We start from the raw sequence: 20009 nt of genomic DNA, 5'->3' as shown, positions 1-20009 counted from the left end.
ATCAAAAGCTTATTATTATTTATGATTTCACTAATTCAATCAAATGGCGTTCGCCTTCTAATTGAGGCACAACAATAGTATAACTATTTTCAACGGTTATATTATTAGGTAATACCGATATTTCTTCAGTCGGATAGATACCTTTTAATGCTAAGAACCTGCCTTGATCTTTACTCACCAGGTGTTCACACCAAGTTACCATATCGATTAATGAAGAAAATGCTCTACTTAATACACCATCAAAAGGTTGTTCAGGATGATATTCTTCAACTCTAGACTTAACCGGTGTTACATTTTCAAGTTTCAACTGAAATACAACTTGTCGTAAAAAAGTTACTCTTTTGCCTAAACTATCTAATAATACGAATTTTCGCTCTGGATACAAGATAGCCAATGGAATACCTGGTAATCCTGGCCCGGTGCCAACATCGATAAATGATTGACCTTTCAGTAAAGGACCGACCATTAAACTATCCATAATATGTTTTATGATCATATCTTTTGGATCGCGAACTGATGTTAAGTTGTATGCCTTATTCCATTTATTTAATAATTCAACATATTGGATAAGTAAAGAAACTTGTTCATTAGAAACCTCAAGTGAGGTTTCTTTAATCAAGGAAATGAGTTGTTCAGACAATGTCATAAGGCGAAAACTTTTAAATATGCTGACTATTTACGCACTTTTGCGTAATAAGCCATGTTTTTTAAGATATACCAATAATAACGAAATTGCTGCTGGAGTAATACCAGAAATACGCGATGCTTTACCGATAGTTTCAGGACGAGTATCTGTAAGCTTTGCAACAACCTCATTTGACAAGCCAGAGATTTGCGAAAAATCAAAGTCAAAAGGAATTAATGTATTCTCATGACGTTTCTTTTTTTCTATTTCATCAAGCTGACGATCAATATAACCAGCATATTTTATTTGTATCTCAATTTGTTCTGCTGCTTGCTTATCAGCCAACACAGGTCCTAAACCTTCAATAGAAACGATATCTTCATATCTAACCTCTGGACGTCGAACGAGATCTTCTAAGCTATTTTCACGACTTAAAGGCGTTTTCAACAATTCATTTACTTGTGCAATAGCGGGGTGATCCTTTTGTATCCAACTAGATCGTAAACGTTGACGTTCTAATTCAACATTTTCCATTTTTTCATTAAAACGCTGCCAGCGTTTTTCGTCAACTAAACCAAGATCACGACCTTTTTCTGTTAAACGAATATCGGCATTGTCTTCACGCAACAATAAACGATATTCAGCGCGAGAAGTAAACATACGGTAAGGTTCTTTAGTGCCTAATGTCGCTAGGTCATCAATAAGAACGCCCATGTAAGCTTGATCTCGAGTAAGTATTAATTCTTCTTTTCCTTGTACTCTTGCCGCAGCATTAGTTGCAGCTACAAGACCTTGAGCCCCCGCTTCTTCATAGCCGGTTGTGCCATTAATCTGGCCTGCAAAATACAAGTTTTCAACAAACTTGCTTTCTAGTGTTTGTTTTAAATCACGTGGATCAAAAAAGTCATATTCAATTGCATAACCTGGTCGAGTTATATGAGCATTCTCAAAACCTTTTATTGATCTAACAAGATCCATTTGCACATCGAATGGTAAGCTAGTTGAAATACCATTTGGGTAAATTTCATGGGTATTTAACCCTTCTGGCTCTACAAATATTTGATGGCTATCTTTTTCAGCAAAGCGATGTATTTTATCTTCGATTGAAGGGCAGTAGCGTGGACCAACACCTTCAATTACACCTGTGTACATAGGCGATCTATCTAAACCAGATTGAATAATTTCATGAGTTTTAGCATTGGTGTGTGTTATAAAACATGAAACTTGTTCTGGGTGATCTTCTGTAGATCCCATGTAAGAAAATACCGGACGTGGATCATCACCAGCTTGTTCTGTCATCACTGAAAAATCAAGCGTTCGTGCATCTAATCGTGGTGGTGTTCCTGTTTTTAAACGATCTATCCTAAATGGCATATCTCGTAGGCGTGATGCAAGATTTACACTGGCAGGATCACCGGCTCTACCACCTTGGTAATTGTTTAGCCCTATGTGTATTTGGCCAGCAAGGAAAGTACCTACCGTTAGTACTACGCTCTTAGCTTTAAATTTCAATCCCATTTGGGTTGATACACCAACGATCTTATTATTCTCTAAAATTAGATCATCACAAGGTTGTTGGAATATTGTTAAATTTTCCTGATTTTCTAAATAGTTACGAACAAAGTTTCGATACAAATTACGATCCGCTTGTATTCGAGTTGCACGAACCGCAGGGCCCTTACTCGCATTTAAAGTTCTAAATTGGATCGCGGCATGGTCTGCAGCAGTCGCCATTAAGCCACCTAAGGCGTCAATTTCTTTAACTAAATGACCTTTACCAATACCGCCAATAGCTGGATTGCAAGACATTTGGCCTAGCGTATCAATGTTATGCGTTAACAATAAAGTTTTACATCCCATGCGCGCAGCTGCAAGTGACGCTTCGGTTCCAGCATGACCACCACCAACTACAATTACGTCATAAGACTCTTGATACCACATAAATTAATGACCTTTGATTATTTCTATTTAAAAATTAAGAGCGATATTTTAACGCTTTTTTTAGCTGAGGGGAATGATCTAATTTAGGAAAAGATCTAAGTTTGATCCTTAAATAATATATAAAGATCTATTTAAAGATCTTATTGTTATTACTTATTAAGATCCTTATTTTCTGTTGATAAGTACTTTTAATATAATAAAAACAATACTTTGGTTAACTATTATTACTGTGATCAAACCTTGATCAACTCAGTTATAAGCTATGATCAAAAGGGCTACTTATCCACAAGGATATTTATTTATTTTTATACTCACTGAATAATAATAGAAAATTAATAGCTTTTACCCAGACTTATTCACAATTGGTGTTTATGTAGCTTAATATTGTTAATAAGTTATGCGTAAGTTGCTTATAAATGATCTTGGTTTTGTGATAACCAAGCTTGAGCAAGTTCTTCTGGATCTATATCTTGGCTCATATCCAAGGTGAGTAATGGTGATAGCTCAACGCAACCTTTTGATAATAAAAGTTTATTTATATTTATTCCTGCGTAGCAAAAGGTATCATAGTTTGAATCACCAATAGCGATCGTTAAAAGTTTCACTGAGGATAGATCTTGATCCGTATTTTTAAGATCTGAAACAAATTCTTGGATATTGTCAGGGTAGTCACCAGCGCCATGAGTAGAGGTGCAAATTAACCATGTTTGATTTTCGTTTGGTATTTGAGCGAAATCAGGCTGGAAATGTAGTTCAACGTGATGGCCAAGGCTCGTTAATGTTTCTTCACAGGCTTCTGCAACATATTCAGAACCACCTAACATACTACCAATAATTATTTGAAATGAGCTCATTTATTATCTCTTTTTGTTATATAACTAAGTTTATTGATGAGGTTTATTTAAACCATTAATCTTTCTTTAAAGTGCAAAATTCACACATTTTTACAATTTGAAAAACACAGAAACATCAAGTTAGCTATTATATATCTAATAGTTAATTTAATGTTGAATACTCTATGAATACAATAATTTTAAAATTAATCATGGCGATACTGGTTTTGTCGTCAATAGTTATTAGTAATGTTACCTATGCCAGTAATTCACTTGAGATAGTTGCTTATAATAAAGCCCTCAAAAAGGCTATTAGATTGTATAAAAACAATGAATTTGAGCAAGCACTACCTCAGCTTGAGTTGTTTGCTAGAAGAGGCGATAAAATGTCTCAATATATTGTTGGAACTATGTACCTCAATGCACAAGGTACTGAACAAGACTTACTGAAAAGTTACGCTTGGCTTAGTGTTGCAAATGAGCAAAAAAGTGAAGTGTGGGAAAAACCATTAATAATGTTACAAGAAAAACTACCGAAAGATTATTTGGTTAATTTAATATCCGAAGGTGATAAGTATTTAGAACTCTATGGTGCTAAAAGTCAGCGTTTAAAATGTAAAAATGTTAGAGAACTAGGCTCTAAAAAACCAACTTATCGTTGTAAAAAAATGGAAGTAAAGAATGGTCATTATTATGTTGATGATGAACAAAGTTTAGCACTAATTGATTGATTATTATGTTATAACATGCAACTCAAGCACAGTGAGTTGCATGTTATTTGTAGGCTATTTATTGAATTCTGTTAACTCTAATTCTTCGTTTGGTGCCTACTTTTTTGAGTTGAAAGCTATTCATTATTCCTCTTACAATAATAATTGAGTCGCCTTCAGAGAATTTTGCTCTTTTATCACCACCTTTTTGTAGCCAAATTTGGCCATTTTCTAATTCTATTTTCCATTCTTTACGCAAAGTTTTACTGACTGTTTTAATGGTTGCTGTAAGTTCGTCAAATTCACGTTCTTTTTCTGAATATCTATGTGCTTGGCCAAAAGATGAAACTAATTCACTTTCTGTTTGGGTGTCTGCAACAGGAGTTTTAATTGGGTTTGAGTGCTTAGTATTATTCTGCTCTTTAGCTGTTAAACTTTTAGCAACGTAATTATCAAAACATTGTAGTCTTTTTTTATTATCTTTAATTTCAGCACATTGAATTATCTCAATGTTTACATTATTTGCTTTTGTTATATTGCTAACAAAAACAACAGATGACGCTAAAAGTAATAAGGTTAATTTTTTCATCTTCTTCCTAATTTTAAACTATTTAAATACTGTTAACTTAAATATGAAATTTATTTAAGTATGATAATTAATTTTCTATGAATTTAGCACATTATTATTTTTATTACTTACCAATACAAAACGATGAAAAAATTTGGCTTAATAAATCATCATTAGTAAATTCACCGGTAATTTTGTTTAGTTCTTCTTGGCAAAAACGTAGCTCCTCAGCCAGAATTTCACCTGCAACATATGATTCAAGCTGTTCTAAACCTATTTCTAAATGCTGATGTGCTTGTTCAAGTGCTACTAAATGGCGTCTTCTTGCCATAAAACCGCCTTCGGTACTACCTTGGTATCCCATGATATGTTTAAGGTGCTCAGTTAACGCTGTAACCCCTTCACCTGTTTTTGCTGACAAAGTAATAGTAGGTGTAGAGTTTACCTCGCTGAAACCTGTTTTTACTTGGCTTATATCGGCTTTATTTCTAATAATAGTTAAACCGATATTATCAGGTAGTTTTTCAAAAAACTCTGGCCATACTGCTTTAGGATCTTGTTTTTCATCTTGTGCTGAATCTATCATTAGCAACACGCGGTCAGCTTGTTTTATTTCTTGCCATGCTCGTTCAATACCAATTTGCTCTACTTTATCTGCACTTTCTCTAAGTCCAGCAGTATCAATAATATGTAATGGCATACCATCAATGTGAATTTGTTCCGTTAGTACATCGCGAGTGGTGCCTTCGATATCGGTCACAATTGCACTTTCTTTACCGCTAAGCGCATTAAGTAAACTTGATTTTCCAGCATTAGGGCGTCCGGCAATTACTACTCGCATACCTTCACGTATAATACTGCCTTGTTGTGCTTTATTTTTCACATCAGCAACTTGCGCAATAATTGCTTTTAAATCGTTAACAACTTTTTCATCGACAAGAAAATCAATTTCTTCTTCGGGGAAATCAATAGCGGCTTCAACATACATGCGTAAATGTATCGTGTCGTTAACCATTTGATTCACTAATTTTGAAAAGTCACCTTGCAGTGAATGTAATGCACAACGCGCTGCTTGCTCAGAGCTAGAATTGATTAAATCAGCTATCGCTTCAGCTTGGGTTAAATCAAGTTTGTCATTAAGAAACGCTTGTTCACTAAACTCACCAGGATCTGCCATTCTTATTTTTGGTAATGCTAAAATTTCCTTTAACAGCATATCTAGAATAACGGGTCCGCCATGGCCTTGTAGTTCTAAAATATCTTCGCCGGTAAAAGAATTTGGGCCTTTAAAATAAATAGCAATGCCTTGATCTAGTGCCTGGCCTTTTTGATCTTTAAAGGTGAGGTATTCCGCTTTTCTTAGCTCTGGTACTTTACCTAAAATAGCGACTGCTACATTCTTAACTTCTGGGCCTGAAACTCTGATGATACCAACACCGCCTCTGCCCGGAGCTGTTGCTTGAGCCGCTATTGTTTCTTTTTGGCTTGATGAAAAAGCTAGGTCTGACATGGGTATTTTCTCTGTTATCTATAAATATTCTTAATTGGCGATATTATAAACTGTTAATAACGCGCTTGAAATGCATGTCGTAGTTTTGTTTGTATTTTCGAATTTAAATCTATCGATTCGATTATGTAGGAGGCTAATTTTTAAGTGATGTTATCGCCATTTTTTAGACATAAAAAAAGGTAGCTTAAGCTACCTTTAATTAAATAATACGCTTTTTACTTCGCTTTGGCTTTTTCGATGCCCGAGAATATTATTTTCATTTGAACAATTGAAATAATATTACTGACTAACCAGTAAAGTACTAGTCCTGAAGGGAACCAGAAAAAGAATACAGTAAACATTACAGGCATATACTGCATTATTTTTTGTTGCATTGGATCTTGCACAGTCATTGGCTGCATTTTTTGCATAATGAACATACTTACGCCCATTAACACCGGTAAAATGTAGAATGGGTCTTGTGCTGATAGATCCTGTATCCACAACATAAATGGTGCATGACGTAACTCAACACTTTCCAAAAATACCCAGTAAAGCGCTAAGAATATTGGCATTTGAATAATTAGAGGTAAGCAACCACCAGCAGGGTTTACTTTCTCTTTACGGTATAGCTCCATCATAGCCTGTGACATTTTTTGCTTATCATCACCAAAACGCTCTTTCAGTTGCGTCATTTTAGGCTGTAAAGCACGCATTTTAGCCATTGAGGTGTATTGCGCTTTCGTTAATGGGTACATAGCACCTTTAACGATTAGGGTAATAATAATAATTGCTACACCCCAGTTTGTCACAATAGATTGTATTTTAATTAGCAACCAAAATAATGGTTGGCTGATCATAAATAAGAAACCGTAATCGATAGTTAAATCTAAGTTTTCTTCAATACTTTCTAATACATCTTGATCCTTCGGACCGACATAAAAAGTAGCTGATGTTGTTGCTGTAGAGTTTGGCTCAATAGTAATTGCTGGAGCTTTAAAACCAATTACAGCATCTCTGTTACTTGAATAACGTGAATATAACTGATTATCTGCAGTTTTTTCAGGTACCCAAGAAGAAACAAAATAGTGTTGTAGCATAGCAACCCAGCCACCTCGAGTTGATACATTTAAATCTGCTTCTTCAATATCTGAAAAGTCATATTTTTCGTATACATCTTCAGTAGTTGAGTATGCAGTACCTTTATAAGTAGGTATTAAGCCACTACCAGTATCAATTAATGTCGTTTGTTTTAGTTGAGCATACATTTGCACACTTGCAGCATTTGCAGTGTTATTTGCAATAATGTATTCAACATTAATAGCGTAGCTATCATAGTTAAGTGTAAAACGCTTAGTTACAGACAGACCTGTGTTATCAACATAGTTTAAATCAATAACTAGTGGTTCGTTAGCATTCGCCTGATATGTAGTTGCAGACGTTTGATAAATAGGTCGTCCAGGAATAACACGATCTAAACCTTGAGCACCGGTTAAGCCACTTTGTGCAACATAACGATCTTTGTCATTGCGCAAAATTGTAAAAGGTATGCCATTACCTTGTTCGGTGTCGAACTTAAGTAATTTAGCTTCTACAATGTCACCACCATTGGTATCAATTTTAAGTGCTAAAACATCATTGCTTACAGAAATTACTGTTGCGTTAACAACTTTAGTTTCGTTGCTAATTGACGTTACTGCTGCTGATGACTCAGGAACAAAATCGCCATTAGAATTATTTGGCGTTGTTTGTTGAGATACTGCTGGTTGCTCAATAATTGGAGCATTGTCTGTTTGCCATTGGCTAAATAGCAAATAGGTAACAACCATAAGCGCAATAAAAAGAAAACTGCGTTGGGATTCCATAATGTCTTATTTCTCTTTTTTTGATAGTGGCACGGGATCATGTCCTCCCGCATTAAGTGGGTGGCATTTTAGTATACGTTTGCCTGCTAACCAACAACCTTTTATCACACCATGGTGATTTATCGCTTCAATGGCATAAAAAGAGCATGTTGGATTGAATCTACAATTAGATCCAAGCAATGGGCTAAGCCAGCGCTGGTAAGCTTTTACTATAGTAATAGCTATTTTTTGTGGCGTTGAATTACTTTGCGCCATATTTTTTCCAATTGCTGATTAATTTCTTTGTTTTCAAGCTTGTCAGTGCCTGATTTCACCATAACGACTATATCAATATGGGGGAGGTTATGTTGATTTAAACGGAAGCTTTCACGAATTTGTCGCTTAATACGATTTCGTTGTACAGCTAATTTAACTCGTTTTTTAGCAATAGCTAAACCGAGACGATTATTATTATCAGGATTTGGAGTAACAAGAATTGTAATATGGCTAGAGCCAAAACGAAGAGGTTTTGAAAAAACAGATTGAAATTGACCGGGAGTCAACAAACGTGACTCCCGATTAAATTCATAAGTAACCATAGCGGCTACTATTCCTTTAACTTAAGTTGCAAGTTAAAAGATTAAGCACTTAAGCTTGCACGGCCTTTAGCACGACGACGTGAAATTACTGCACGTCCGTTTTTTGTTGCCATACGAGCACGGAAGCCATGGTTACGCTTACGCTTTAATACACTAGGTTGAAATGTTCTTTTCATTACGCTAATCCGTCTGTTGTTGTTGCCCTGGCAAAACAGCCTTCATGAGCACACTGGGTCTAAAAATGAGGCGAAATTCTATATAGAGAACGACTCTTTGTCAATGGTTATTATTTAGCTTTTTTCAAAAGATCTTATCTTGATCGTCTTGATCAAAAAATATATCCACAGTTTTATAACAATCATGTTTTTTTTAAACTAAATAATGCATTTTATTGAGTAATAATCAAATAGTATATTGAAACTTTTTTAGCATTAATTTAGTCTTAAAAATTAGCAAGAAGCCTAATTTTATTGAGATTAATAAAAAAAAATCAAAATAAAAGCGATTAATTGATTTGTCAATATTGATGTTGTGGATAACTATAGTGATAATAGCCTAATTATAAAATTTAATTTTTACTGTTCTGTTTTTTACCGTTCCTGAAATAAACGTTATTAAACGCACGAATCGTTATATTTATCAGGAGTCGGTTGTTGGATCATACACTTTGGCAAAAATGTTTGTCTGTTCTTCAAGAAGAATTACCCGCACAACAATTTAGCATGTGGATTCGTCCGCTTCAGTGCGTAGTCACAGACAATATTATGACCTTATATGCGCCAAATAGGTTTGTTCTTGATTGGGTAAGAGATAAGTACGTTAATCGCATTAATGAACTTGTGAGCATGCAAGACAGTGCTAATCCTCCTTTACTTCGTTTCGATGTCGGTAGTATTCCTACACAAACAACAAGCATTCAAAGTAGCATTAGCCAAATTCAACCTAATGTTCAACCAGCAAATAAAGATACTGCCGTTCCTGAAAGTAACTTACCTAAAACGACTAACGTGAGAGTTAAGTATACGTTTGACAACTTCGTAGAAGGTAAATCTAACCAATTAGCACGTGCAGCTGCTTCACAAGTTGCAGATAACCCTGGCGCAGCATATAACCCATTATTTATTTATGGTGGAACAGGTTTAGGTAAAACTCATTTATTACATGCTGTTGGCAATGGTATTTTATTAAATAAACCGAATGCTAAAATTGCTTACATGCATTCTGAGCGGTTTGTTCAAGACATGGTTCGGGCATTACAAAATAATGCCATGGAAAAATTCAAACAATATTACCGCTCTGTTGATGCATTATTAATAGATGATATACAATTTTTTGCTGGTAAAGATCGTACGCAAGAAGAATTCTTTCATACTTTCAATGCCTTACTTGAAGGTAACCAACAAATAATCTTAACCAGTGATCGTTATCCAAAAGAAGTCGACGTTGAAGATCGTTTAAAATCTCGTTTTGGTTGGGGCTTAACTATAGCCATAGAACCGCCTGAATTAGAAACTCGCGTTGCCATTTTAAAGCGTAAAGCACAAGAAAGTCATATTAATTTGGCCGATGAAGTTGCTTTTTTCATTGCTAAACGTTTACGCTCAAATGTTCGCGAATTAGAGGGTGCCTTGAATAGGGTAATTGCAAATGCTAACTTTACAGGCAGAGCAATTACTATTGATTTTGTTAGAGAAGCATTGCGAGATTTGCTGGCCTTACAAGATAAATTAGTCACGATAGATAATATTCAGCGTACTGTTGCAGAATATTATAAAATTAAAGTTGCCGATTTGCTGTCAAAACGCAGAAATCGCTCAGTTGCTAGACCTCGTCAAATTGCCATGGCATTATCTAAAGAGCTAACTAACCATAGTTTACCTGAAATAGGTGATGCATTTGGTGGGCGTGATCATACGACTGTTCTACATGCCTGTCGTAAGGTAAAATCTTTACGTGAAGAATCTCACGATATAAAAGAAGATTATTCAAATTTAACAAGAACATTGTCATCATAATAATAAGTAAGTTAAAAGCGAGTCAGAAATGAAATTTTCATTGAATAGAGAATTACTCTTGAAGCCACTACTATTGGTTTCAGGTGCTGTAGAACGAAAAAGTACCTTACCCATTTTAAGTAATATACTTTTCGATGTAAGTGGGCAATCACTTACGTTAACAGCTACTGATTTAGAGTTAGAGATGGTGGCTTATGCGACTGTAGATAATCAATCAGACAACGGACAAGTTACAATACCAGCACGTAAGTTGCTTGATATATGTAAAAGTTTACCTGATGATTCTATGCTGACTTTTGAAACTGAAAATGACGTTATAAAAATCAGCACGGGCCGAAGTAAATATTCTTTATCGACTTTACCTGCAAGCGACTTTCCAAATATAGAACAATGGAAAGGTGATGTAGAGTTCAAATTAATGAAGTCTGAATTACTTCGATTAATCGAAAGTACTCATTTTTCAATGGCAAATCAAGATGTTCGTTATTACCTTAATGGTATGTCGATTGAGACAGAAGGTCATGAAATTCGCTCTGTTGCAACTGACGGCCATCGATTAGCTATTTGTAAAATTGCTAATCCAGAACTTGAACTGCCTGCACGACAAGTTATTGTTCCTCGTAAAGGTATTTTAGAAATTATTCGATTACTCGATCCTGTAGATGAAGATATTCAAGTATTTTTAGGTTCTAATCACATCAGAATAATCGACGCTGAGTTCTCTTTTACCAGTAAACTTGTTGATGGTCGTTTCCCTGATTATAGACGTGTGTTACCACGTAATGGTGACAAAATTCTTAACGCTAATAAAGATGTATTAAGACAAGTATTGTCGCGTGCCTCTATCTTATCAAATGAAAAGTTTAAGGGTGTTCGTTTAAATTTTGGTAGTACAGAATTAAAAATAACCGCTAACAACCCAGAGCAAGAACAAGCTGAAGAAGTCATTGAAATCGATTTCCCATACGAAGAAGTTGAAATTGGTTTTAACGTTAGTTACGTATTAGACGTGCTAAATGCGATTAAAGAAACTGATGTTAAATTTACTTTAGCTGACGCTAACAGTAGTGTGGTTATTGAAGGTGGTGAATCTGGAGAAGCCTTGTACGTTGTTATGCCTATGCGTTTGTAAGAATGAGTATAGGTAAGTTAATTGTTCAAGACTTAAGAAATATTGAAAATATATCGATTGAGTTACATCCAGATTTAAACTTTATAATAGGCGACAACGGTAGTGGTAAAAGCAGCTTTTTAGAAGCGATATTTTATTTAGGGCACGGTAAATCTTTTCGTAGTTCTAATGTTAGTAATTTACTACAACACAGCAAGAACAGTTTTATTGTTAGTGCAAAAACTAATAAAGATTGCCAAATGGGCGTTAGAAAAATATTTAACGGCACTAGTGCAGCAAATACTGAAATTAGAATTAATGGCGAAAAGCAGCATAAATTTTCAGTGCTTGCAAAAAATATTGCTGTACAAGTTATAACACCAGAAAGCTTTATTATATTTTTTGGTGGACCAAAGCAAAGAAGAAGGTTTATTGATTTAGGATTGTTTCACGTGAAACATTCGTTTTCAGATCATTGGAAAGAGTTTTCACGAATTTTGAAACAACGTAATGCTTGTTTAAGAAGTAAAACAACAGGTTCTACATTAGATTACTGGACAGAAGTCTTTGCTGAAAGCGCACAAGTAATTGCAGACCTTAGATCTGAATACGTGCAGGAGTTGACTAAAGAGTTAAGTTTTTGGCTCAAAATAATGTTACCTTCAGTATCTGAAGAAATTGTTATTCAATATTTACAAGGTTGGAATAGTAAAAAAAACTTGTTAGATGTTTTACAACAATATCGCGAAAAAGAATTAGCTCACGGCTATAGCTTATTTGGCGCACAAAAATTTGATGTTCGTTTTTTATTAAACGGAGCCTCGATAGATAACCAGCTATCAAGAGGGCAACAAAAGTTGTTTTTACTAGCGTTAACTTTTGCACAAGCAAAGTTAATAGAAAGAGTTAACTTAGTAAAACCAATTTTATTAATTGATGACGTAGGTGCAGAACTCGATATTCACTCTAGAGCATTATTAAACAATGCAATAGCAGCAATAGACTGTCAGGTAATCGTTACCGCAATTGATAAAGCAGCGGTGGAACAACTTGTTCCACAAGAAGAAAACTACAAAATGTTTCACGTGAAACATGGCAAACTATCAGTAATGAGTGAGTAGGCTACAAGCTATGACAATAGAAAATGAATATGACTCGGCAAGTATTAAAGTACTTAAAGGCTTAGATGCAGTTCGCAAAAGACCAGGGATGTATATAGGTGATACCGATGACGGCACAGGTCTTCATCATATGGTATTTGAGGTGTTGGATAACTCAATTGATGAAGCACTAGCAGGTCACTGTAGTGATATTATTGTTAAAATTCACTTAGACGGTTCAGTGTCTGTTCGAGATGACGGACGTGGCATTCCAACAGAAATTCACCCAGAAGAAGGGATTTCAGCAGCCGAAGTTATCATGACAGTATTGCATGCTGGTGGTAAGTTTGGTGGTGAAGACTCAGGCTATAAAGTTTCTGGTGGTCTTCATGGAGTTGGTATCTCTGTAGTTAATGCATTGAGCCATAAACTAAAACTGAATATTCGCCGAGAAGGTAAGTTATATGAGCAACTTTATCACCACGGTGTTCCTGATGAACCACTAAAAGTTGTTGGCGAAAGTGATAAAACAGGAACAGAAGTACGCTTCTGGCCAAGTGAAGACACATTTAGCGATGTTTTATTTCACTATGATATGCTGGTAAAAAGAATTCGAGAATTATCATTTTTGAATTCAGGTATCTCAATAAAGCTTATCGATGAACGTGAAGAAGGTAAGCAAGATCATTTCTATTTTGAAGGTGGTATACAAGCTTTTGTAGATTATTTAAATACCAACAAAACACCTGTAAACGAAGAGATATTCTATTTTGACTTAGAACGTGAAGACGGCATTATTGTTGAAGTTGCTATGCAATGGAATGATGGCTTCCAAGAAAGCATACATTGTTTTACTAATAACATTCCACAGCGCGATGGTGGTACTCACTTAAGTGGTTTTAGAACAGCATTAACACGTACCTTAAATAGTTACATGGTTAAAGAAGGTTTAAATAAAACTAAAAAAGGTGGTAACACTGAAACTAGTGCATCAGGCGATGACGCGCGTGAAGGTTTAACTGCAGTAATTTCTGTTAAAGTTCCAGACCCTAAGTTCTCTTCTCAAACTAAAGATAAGCTAGTTTCTTCTGAAGTTAAAACCGCAGTAGAACAAGCTATGGGTGAGAAACTTGGTGAATATCTATTAGAAAAACCAGCAGTAGCTCGTACTATTATTATGAAAATAGTTGATGCAGCTCGTGCACGTGAAGCGGCTCGAAAAGCACGCGAAATGACACGTCGTAAAGGTGTATTAGATATTGCAGGTTTACCCGGTAAGTTAGCTGATTGTCAGGAAAAAGATCCTGCGCTATCTGAACTATATATAGTGGAAGGGGACTCTGCTGGCGGATCAGCCAAGCAGGGAAGAAACCGTAAAAACCAAGCTATATTGCCATTAAAAGGTAAAATACTTAACGTTGAAAAAGCACGTTTTGACAAAATGATATCGTCACAAGAAGTAGGTACATTAATTACCGCACTTGGTTGTGGTATTGGACGTGACGAATATAATCCTGATAAATTGCGTTATCACAGCATTATTATCATGACAGATGCCGATGTCGATGGTTCTCATATCCGTACATTACTACTAACATTTTTCTATCGTCAAATGCCTGAAATAATGGAACGTGGATATATTTATATTGCACAACCACCACTTTATAAAGTGAAAAAAGGTAAGCAAGAGCGTTATATTAAAGATGATGAAGGGTTAACTGAGTACCTTACGACATTAGCATTAGAAAATGCAGAAATACATGTAAATGAATCTGCACCAGCATTATCAGGTCTATCTCTAGAAAATTTAGTGAAACAGTTCCGTAAAACACACGAAACAATTAAGCGTGTATCACGTTTAATACCAGCTGATATATTAGAGAAAATGATCTATGGTGACGTTATTGCTATAGAAGATTTTAAAGTAAAAGACAAAGTAGAATCTTGGACAGCAAACCTTTTAAAGCAGCTTTCTGATCAAGACGGTAACGGCTCTATATATACTGTAGAAGTTAAACACGACCAAGAGCGAAATGTGTATTACCCAAGCTTCAATGTACGTAAGCATGGTATAGATACAGTGTACGATTGTGATTATGAATTTATTGACTCAAAAGAGTTTTTATCAATTCAAAACCTAAATAAAGCTGTAAATGGTTTAATGGAAGAAGGTGCTTACGTTAAACGTGGCGAAAAAATTAAACCAATAACGGAATTTGAAGAAGCGTTAAACTGGCTAATGGCTGAGTCAAAACGTGGTCAATACATTCAACGTTATAAAGGTCTAGGTGAAATGAACCCAAATCAATTATGGGAAACAACCATGGATCCAGAGTCACGTAGAATGCTGCAAGTAACTATTGAAGATGCGATAGCAGCTGATCAATTGTTCACTACTTTAATGGGTGACCATGTTGAACCGCGTAGAAACTTCATTGAAGATAACGCACTTAAAGTCGCTAACTTAGATGTTTAGTATTTAAAGCTTTAAGATAAAAATGCCCGATCATCAAATCGGGCATTTTTTGTTTCTAACCTTGCATAATATTTAATAAATTATGAAACATCTAGGCAAGGACACTAGGCTAATAAAGCGACAAACGTTATAATTAGCCTTATTTAATACAATATAACCATAGATTCGGAATGTTATGAGTACCTTTAATATAAAGACCTTTCAAGGACTAATACTGCAGTTGCAAGATTATTGGTCACGCCAAGGCTGTGTAATCGTTCAGCCATTAGATTTAGAAGTAGGGGCAGGCACATTTCACCCGATGACATTTTTACGTTCAATTGGTCCTGAGCCAATGAGTAGTGCTTATGTACAACCATGTCGTCGACCTACCGATGGGCGCTACGGTGAAAACCCAAACAGATTACAGCACTACTACCAGTTTCAAGTTATGTTAAAGCCTTCACCAGATAATATACAGGAGCTTTACCTTAACTCATTAAAAGAAATGGGTATTGACCCACTTGTACATGACATACGTTTTGTAGAAGATAACTGGGAATCACCTACATTAGGTGCCTGGGGATTAGGCTGGGAAATTTGGTTAAACGGCATGGAAGTAACACAGTTTACCTATTTCCAACAAGTAGGTGGTATTGAATGTGCTCCAGTTACTGGTGAAATAACTTACGGCTTAGAACGCTTAGCTATGTACATACAAAACGTCGATAGTATTTATGACCTAGTTTGGACCGATGGTCCAATGGGCAAAGTATTATATGGTGATGTTTTCCATCAAAACGAAGTTGAGCAATCAACCTATAACTTTGAACATGCTGACGTAGACGCACTATTCAAAACATTTGATCAATGTGAAAAAGATAGCCAAAAATTGATAGAAGCTGGCTTAGCATTACCTGCATATGAACAAGTGATGAAAGCTTCGCATGCTTTTAACTTACTTGATGCACGCCATGCAATATCAGTAACAGAACGTCAACGATACATATTACGAGTTAGAACATTATCAAAAGCTTGTGCACAAGCTTACTATGATAAACGAGAAGAACTTGGCTTTCCGCTATGTAAAAACAATTCAGCAAATGGTAACACGACTAAGGAACAATCATAATGACTACTGAAACACTACTGATTGAACTAGGCACTGAAGAGTTACCACCAAAATCACTAAGAACATTAGCAACTACATTTTTTGAACATATAAAGTTGCAATTAGACGATGCCAATTTAACGTATTCAGCTATCAACTGGTATGCAACTCCGCGTCGTTTAGCGGTAAAGGTTGAAGACCTAATAGCAAATCAAGCAGACAAAGCGATAGAAAAACGTGGTCCTGCAGTTAACGTAGCATTTGACGCCGAAGGTAACGCAAGCAAAGCCGCAGAAGGTTGGGCACGCTCTAATGGTATTACTGTTGCAGAAGCAGAGCGATTAGTTACTGATAAAGGTGAATGGTTACTTTATAAAACTGTTGAGCAAGGTAAGCACGTTGAACAATTAATTCCAGCTATGGTAAATAACGCTATTGCGAAACTACCTGTACCTAAACCTATGCGTTGGGGTTCAGGCAGAACACAATTTATTCGACCAGTGCACACCCTTACACTTATGTATGGTTCAAGTATTCTGGCGGGTGAGTCTTTAAACATTAGCTCTAACAATTTAGTAACGGGTCATCGTTTTCATCATCATGGCTTAGTAGCACTTTCTCATGCCGACGATTATGAAAGTGCACTAAAAGCAGCGCATGTGGTGGTTGACTATCAAGCTCGTAAAGATGCTATTCAGCAGCAAATTAATATTGCTGCAAAAGAATTAGGTGGTACCGTTGTACATGACGATGATTTGCTTGAAGAAGTAACCTCATTAGTTGAATGGCCTGTCGTATTAACAGGAAGCTTTGATGAAGAGTTTTTGAATGTACCACCAGAACCGCTAATTTATTCGATGAAAGACCACCAGAAGTACTTTCCAGTTACCGATGGTAAAGGTAACTTGTTGAATAAATTCATATTTGTATCAAATATTGAAAGTAAAGATCCAAACCAAGTTATTAAAGGAAATGAAAAGGTTATTCGTCCACGTTTAGCTGATGCAGAGTTTTTCTTTAAAACTGATAAAAAACAATCACTTGAATCTAGATTAGAAAGCTTAGAGTCTGTATTGTTTCAAAAACAATTGGGTACAGTAAAAGCTAAGTCAGCACGCATTGCTAGCTTAAGTGAATTTGTCGCTAATGTAATTGGCGATGATGCAGCTATGGCACATCGTGCCGGTTTATTGAGTAAAACTGATTTAATGTCAGACATGGTACTTGAGTTTCCACAAGTGCAAGGCACCATGGGTAAATACTACGCTCAGCATGATGGTGAGCCAGAAGCTGTTGCTCAAGCACTTGAAGATCAATATCGTCCACGTTTCGCTGGTGATGCATTACCAGAGCAAACAATTGGTTGTGCAGTCGCTATTGCCGATAAAGTGGATACCTTAGTGGGTATTTTTGGTATTAACCAAGCCCCTAAGGGTGATAAAGACCCGTTTGCTTTACGCCGTGCTGCTATTGGTTTAATACGTATTATTATCGAAAAAGATCTAAATTTAGATATTGCAGATTTAATCGCTAAAAGTGTTGAGCTTTACCAAGACAAACTTACCAATCTAGATGTAAGCAAACAAGTACTTGATTTTGTATTTGGTCGTTACCGTGCTTATTATCAAGATCAAAATATTAGTGTTGATGTTATACAAGCCGTATTAGCAAATGCACCATCAGCGCCATTAGATTTTAATAAGCGTATTCACGCAGTAACACATTTTAAAACGTTATCTGAAGCAGCAACATTGGCTGCCGCAAATAAACGTGTCGGTAATATTTTAGTTAAATTTAAAGGCGAGTTGTTTAACGCATTCGACCTAGAATTAGCTAGCGAAGCTGCTGAAACAGAATTGGCAACAGCCTTTTCAACTGTGAAAGCTAAAATAGCACCGTTAATGACAGCAAAAGATTATCAAGGTGCGTTAACTGAGCTATCGGCTTTGAAACAACCTATTGATAACTTCTTCGATAACGTAATGGTAATGGCTGATGACGAAAAAGTTAAAACCAACCGTTTAACGTTACTGAACGAGATTCGTAATAGCTTTTTTGCTATCGCCGATATTTCATTATTGCAGTAAAAATTAAGTAAGCAAAAACTACAAAGGGAATGCTAAGGCATTCCCTTTTTTATGTTTGAGTATAAGTTAAATATTAGAAGTTTAGGATAATTTTGAGGTTGTAGCTTGCATTGTGAGCGCATTATCCAGTTATTAATTAAGTTGAATAACGGAGTATTTGAATGCACTAATTTTGCTTATTTATTCCATGATCCTATTGTCTTTCAACCATGGATAGTAATACCTGAAAATATTTGCTATTAATGTGTAAATAATTAAATTGGAAACCTTTTCTGCAAAAGGGAAGTTACCTCCTATAAATAATATAAGAAGTTATGGACCCATTACAAAGACTTGCTGAAAATAACCTTAAAGGTTTGAATGTAAAGAAGACAGAAGGTAACTTTCGATATTTTTTGCTTTCTGCTATTTTTCTTCTTTTGTATGCAGGCGCGAGCTATTTATATTTCACTTATGAAGAGTCTATTTTGGGTTTCGAATTTTGGGGTCCATCTAAACAGGTTTGGTTGATTGTTGTGTTGCTAACAGGTGGAATTGGATCATTATTTTTTAGTGGTGGGTTAGCTATTGTAATTTGGGCTGATTTATTTGCTAAGGAGCTTGGTACTAAAGTTAAAAATGGTTATACATTCATTTTTGCAGCTTTATCAATTGGTGTTAGTCTTTCATTTATTTTTCTTTCAATAACACTAAGTATTTTTGTTATAGACAATAATCAAAATATTTTTCATTTTTTAAGTTTCGGTTATAGGGAGCCACCTTATTTTATTGAGATGATTCTTAATTATCTGCTAGTTATTATTGTCTCCATAACTGTTGGTTTATTTTACTCTATTTTTACTTTACCATTTAAGGCAAGTCGCCACGCAAAAGAGTTCGCATCAACAACACGTACTAAGGCTGGCTAGAAGGAAACTTAGTGTGCAGATATGAAAAACCCTTGTTCGTTATAATTTTTCAAAAAACCATGAAATATTTAATAATTTCTAGTTAAGGATACTCTTGATATGTTTGTGAGCTTATAAAACTTATAGCCTGCTTTTTAAGGTAAGAAGGGTCAAAGCTTTATAAACATAGTAATGGGCTATTTAAAAGATAGCTATTAAGGATGATTTTCCTATATATCCTTTAATATTAACAGGTTAAGCTAAACCTTTCTTAATAACATACTGATAGGGCATTTCTTTAACTTGCTGTGCAATTAATTGATGCTCCATAAAACGACAAAAACTCGGAATATCTCGGGCAGTAGAAGGGTCGTCAGCACTAACCAATAAAGTCTCACCATCTGCCATTTTACGAATCTTCAGACGTAGCATCATTACGGGTTCAGGGCAGCGAAGTCCAATCGCATCTAAGTGCTGGTCGGTATTCGAAAAAGGACTATCGGTCATACTTTGCAAAGCCTAGTGAAGGAAAATAATTTGGTGGCAATTTTAAAGCCTATTTAAATTCACGCAACTATAAAATTATTTAGAATCTTAAATTATTAAGCCACATTTAGTCTTGGCCTAATAATAT

At 35.5% G+C, this 20009-nt stretch carries 18 protein-coding genes; 8 read left to right on the top strand and 10 right to left on the bottom strand.

Annotated features, from left to right (window positions below):
- Window positions 1–19: 19 nt before the first annotated feature.
- The 3 genes from rsmG to B6A32_RS18040 all read right to left on the bottom strand — a co-directional run bounded on the left by rsmG (window position 20) and on the right by B6A32_RS18040 (window position 3420).
- The gene (gene rsmG, locus B6A32_RS18050; RefSeq protein WP_085306317.1) at window positions 20–646 is read right to left on the bottom strand and encodes a 16S rRNA (guanine(527)-N(7))-methyltransferase RsmG; all 627 of its coding nucleotides are present in this window, start codon (window positions 644–646) and stop codon (window positions 20–22) included.
- Window positions 647–676: 30 nt separating this feature from the next.
- Window positions 677–2566 (bottom strand): tRNA uridine-5-carboxymethylaminomethyl(34) synthesis enzyme MnmG, encoded by a 1890-nt coding sequence (mnmG, locus tag B6A32_RS18045; RefSeq protein ID WP_085306316.1) that lies wholly within the window; start codon window positions 2564–2566, stop codon window positions 677–679.
- A 410-nt stretch (window positions 2567–2976) separates the two neighbouring features.
- Window positions 2977–3420, bottom strand: a complete 444-nt coding sequence (locus B6A32_RS18040) for a flavodoxin domain-containing protein (RefSeq protein ID WP_085306315.1) — start codon at window positions 3418–3420, stop codon at window positions 2977–2979.
- Between the two features lie 164 nt (window positions 3421–3584).
- Here B6A32_RS18040 and B6A32_RS18035 point away from each other — a divergent pair, with 164 nt between their 5' ends.
- The gene (locus B6A32_RS18035) at window positions 3585–4130 is read left to right on the top strand and encodes an SEL1-like repeat protein (RefSeq protein WP_085306314.1); all 546 of its coding nucleotides are present in this window, start codon (window positions 3585–3587) and stop codon (window positions 4128–4130) included.
- A 58-nt stretch (window positions 4131–4188) separates the two neighbouring features.
- Here B6A32_RS18035 and B6A32_RS18030 read toward each other — a convergent pair whose 3' ends face one another.
- From B6A32_RS18030 to rpmH, 6 genes are all read right to left on the bottom strand, one after another.
- Window positions 4189–4698 carry a hypothetical protein gene (locus B6A32_RS18030; RefSeq protein ID WP_085306313.1) on the bottom strand — a complete coding sequence of 170 codons (510 nt, stop codon included), beginning with the start codon at window positions 4696–4698 and terminating at the stop codon, window positions 4189–4191.
- Between the two features lie 103 nt (window positions 4699–4801).
- Window positions 4802–6187, bottom strand: a complete 1386-nt coding sequence (gene mnmE / locus B6A32_RS18025; RefSeq protein WP_085306312.1) for a tRNA uridine-5-carboxymethylaminomethyl(34) synthesis GTPase MnmE — start codon at window positions 6185–6187, stop codon at window positions 4802–4804.
- A gap of 215 nt (window positions 6188–6402) precedes the next feature.
- A complete protein-coding gene (gene yidC, locus B6A32_RS18020) occupies window positions 6403–8031 on the bottom strand; it encodes a membrane protein insertase YidC (RefSeq protein ID WP_085306311.1) in 1629 nt (542 codons plus the stop codon).
- Window positions 8032–8037: 6 nt separating this feature from the next.
- Window positions 8038–8286 (bottom strand): membrane protein insertion efficiency factor YidD, encoded by a 249-nt coding sequence (gene yidD, locus B6A32_RS18015; RefSeq protein WP_085306310.1) that lies wholly within the window; start codon window positions 8284–8286, stop codon window positions 8038–8040.
- Window positions 8253–8576, bottom strand: a complete 324-nt coding sequence (rnpA, locus tag B6A32_RS18010) for a ribonuclease P protein component (RefSeq protein ID WP_408607683.1) — start codon at window positions 8574–8576, stop codon at window positions 8253–8255. The genes yidD and rnpA overlap by 34 nt, the downstream gene beginning before the upstream one ends.
- A gap of 74 nt (window positions 8577–8650) precedes the next feature.
- Window positions 8651–8785: a 50S ribosomal protein L34 gene (rpmH, locus tag B6A32_RS18005; RefSeq protein ID WP_081150635.1), complete on the bottom strand. Its 135-nt coding sequence runs from the start codon at window positions 8783–8785 to the stop codon at window positions 8651–8653.
- Window positions 8786–9262: 477 nt separating this feature from the next.
- Here rpmH and dnaA point away from each other — a divergent pair, with 477 nt between their 5' ends.
- The 7 genes from dnaA (at window position 9263) to B6A32_RS17970 (ending at window position 19396) form a co-directional block, all read left to right on the top strand.
- Window positions 9263–10624: a chromosomal replication initiator protein DnaA gene (gene dnaA / locus B6A32_RS18000; protein WP_085306308.1), complete on the top strand. Its 1362-nt coding sequence runs from the start codon at window positions 9263–9265 to the stop codon at window positions 10622–10624.
- 28 nt (window positions 10625–10652) lie between these two features.
- On the top strand, window positions 10653–11756 hold the full coding sequence (gene dnaN, locus B6A32_RS17995; RefSeq protein WP_085306307.1) for a DNA polymerase III subunit beta: 1104 nt from the start codon (window positions 10653–10655) through the stop codon (window positions 11754–11756).
- 2 nt (window positions 11757–11758) lie between these two features.
- Entirely contained in the window at window positions 11759–12856 is a 1098-nt protein-coding gene (gene recF, locus B6A32_RS17990) for a DNA replication/repair protein RecF (RefSeq protein WP_085306306.1), read from the top strand.
- 10 nt (window positions 12857–12866) lie between these two features.
- The gene (gene gyrB, locus B6A32_RS17985; protein WP_085306305.1) at window positions 12867–15311 is read left to right on the top strand and encodes a DNA topoisomerase (ATP-hydrolyzing) subunit B; all 2445 of its coding nucleotides are present in this window, start codon (window positions 12867–12869) and stop codon (window positions 15309–15311) included.
- A gap of 175 nt (window positions 15312–15486) precedes the next feature.
- Window positions 15487–16422, top strand: coding sequence for a glycine--tRNA ligase subunit alpha (gene glyQ / locus B6A32_RS17980; protein WP_085306304.1), 936 nt, complete (start codon window positions 15487–15489; stop codon window positions 16420–16422).
- Window positions 16422–18488, top strand: coding sequence for a glycine--tRNA ligase subunit beta (gene glyS, locus B6A32_RS17975; protein WP_085306303.1), 2067 nt, complete (start codon window positions 16422–16424; stop codon window positions 18486–18488). Before glyQ ends, glyS begins: the two co-directional genes overlap by 1 nt.
- Window positions 18489–18802: 314 nt before the next feature.
- Window positions 18803–19396 carry a hypothetical protein gene (locus tag B6A32_RS17970; protein WP_085306302.1) on the top strand — a complete coding sequence of 198 codons (594 nt, stop codon included), beginning with the start codon at window positions 18803–18805 and terminating at the stop codon, window positions 19394–19396.
- Window positions 19397–19630: 234 nt separating this feature from the next.
- Here the strand turns inward: B6A32_RS17970 and tusA are convergent, their stop codons facing one another.
- Complete coding sequence (gene tusA, locus B6A32_RS17965) at window positions 19631–19882, bottom strand: sulfurtransferase TusA (RefSeq protein WP_085306301.1); 252 nt, start codon at window positions 19880–19882, stop codon at window positions 19631–19633.
- Between the last annotated feature and the right edge of the window lie 127 nt (window positions 19883–20009).

The organism is Colwellia polaris (assembly GCF_002104515.1).
GTDB classification, from domain to species: Bacteria; Pseudomonadota; Gammaproteobacteria; order Enterobacterales; family Alteromonadaceae; genus Cognaticolwellia; species Cognaticolwellia polaris.
The sequence above is the reverse complement of the archived record's forward strand: the minus strand, read 5'-3'. Positions and strand labels throughout refer to the sequence as shown.

Bases quoted from the DNA above. Each gene is read 5' to 3' on its own strand.
- rpmH (WP_081150635.1), bottom strand. From the start codon at position 8,785: ATGAAAAGAACATTTCAACCTAGTGTATTAAAGCGTAAGCGTAACCAT.
- yidC (WP_085306311.1), bottom strand. From the start codon at position 8,031: ATGGAATCCCAACGCAGTTTTCTTTTTATTGCGCTTATGGTTGTTACC.
- recF (WP_085306306.1), top strand. From the start codon at position 11,759: ATGAGTATAGGTAAGTTAATTGTTCAAGACTTAAGAAATATTGAAAAT.
- B6A32_RS18040 (WP_085306315.1), bottom strand. From the start codon at position 3,420: ATGAGCTCATTTCAAATAATTATTGGTAGTATGTTAGGTGGTTCTGAA.
- gyrB (WP_085306305.1), top strand. From the start codon at position 12,867: ATGACAATAGAAAATGAATATGACTCGGCAAGTATTAAAGTACTTAAA.
- yidD (WP_085306310.1), bottom strand. From the start codon at position 8,286: ATGGCGCAAAGTAATTCAACGCCACAAAAAATAGCTATTACTATAGTA.
- glyQ (WP_085306304.1), top strand. From the start codon at position 15,487: ATGAGTACCTTTAATATAAAGACCTTTCAAGGACTAATACTGCAGTTG.
- B6A32_RS17970 (WP_085306302.1), top strand. From the start codon at position 18,803: ATGGACCCATTACAAAGACTTGCTGAAAATAACCTTAAAGGTTTGAAT.
- mnmG (WP_085306316.1), bottom strand. From the start codon at position 2,566: ATGTGGTATCAAGAGTCTTATGACGTAATTGTAGTTGGTGGTGGTCAT.
- mnmE (WP_085306312.1), bottom strand. From the start codon at position 6,187: ATGTCAGACCTAGCTTTTTCATCAAGCCAAAAAGAAACAATAGCGGCT.
- B6A32_RS18035 (WP_085306314.1), top strand. From the start codon at position 3,585: ATGAATACAATAATTTTAAAATTAATCATGGCGATACTGGTTTTGTCG.
- B6A32_RS18030 (WP_085306313.1), bottom strand. From the start codon at position 4,698: ATGAAAAAATTAACCTTATTACTTTTAGCGTCATCTGTTGTTTTTGTT.
- tusA (WP_085306301.1), bottom strand. From the start codon at position 19,882: ATGACCGATAGTCCTTTTTCGAATACCGACCAGCACTTAGATGCGATT.
- rsmG (WP_085306317.1), bottom strand. From the start codon at position 646: ATGACATTGTCTGAACAACTCATTTCCTTGATTAAAGAAACCTCACTT.
- dnaN (WP_085306307.1), top strand. From the start codon at position 10,653: ATGAAATTTTCATTGAATAGAGAATTACTCTTGAAGCCACTACTATTG.
- glyS (WP_085306303.1), top strand. From the start codon at position 16,422: ATGACTACTGAAACACTACTGATTGAACTAGGCACTGAAGAGTTACCA.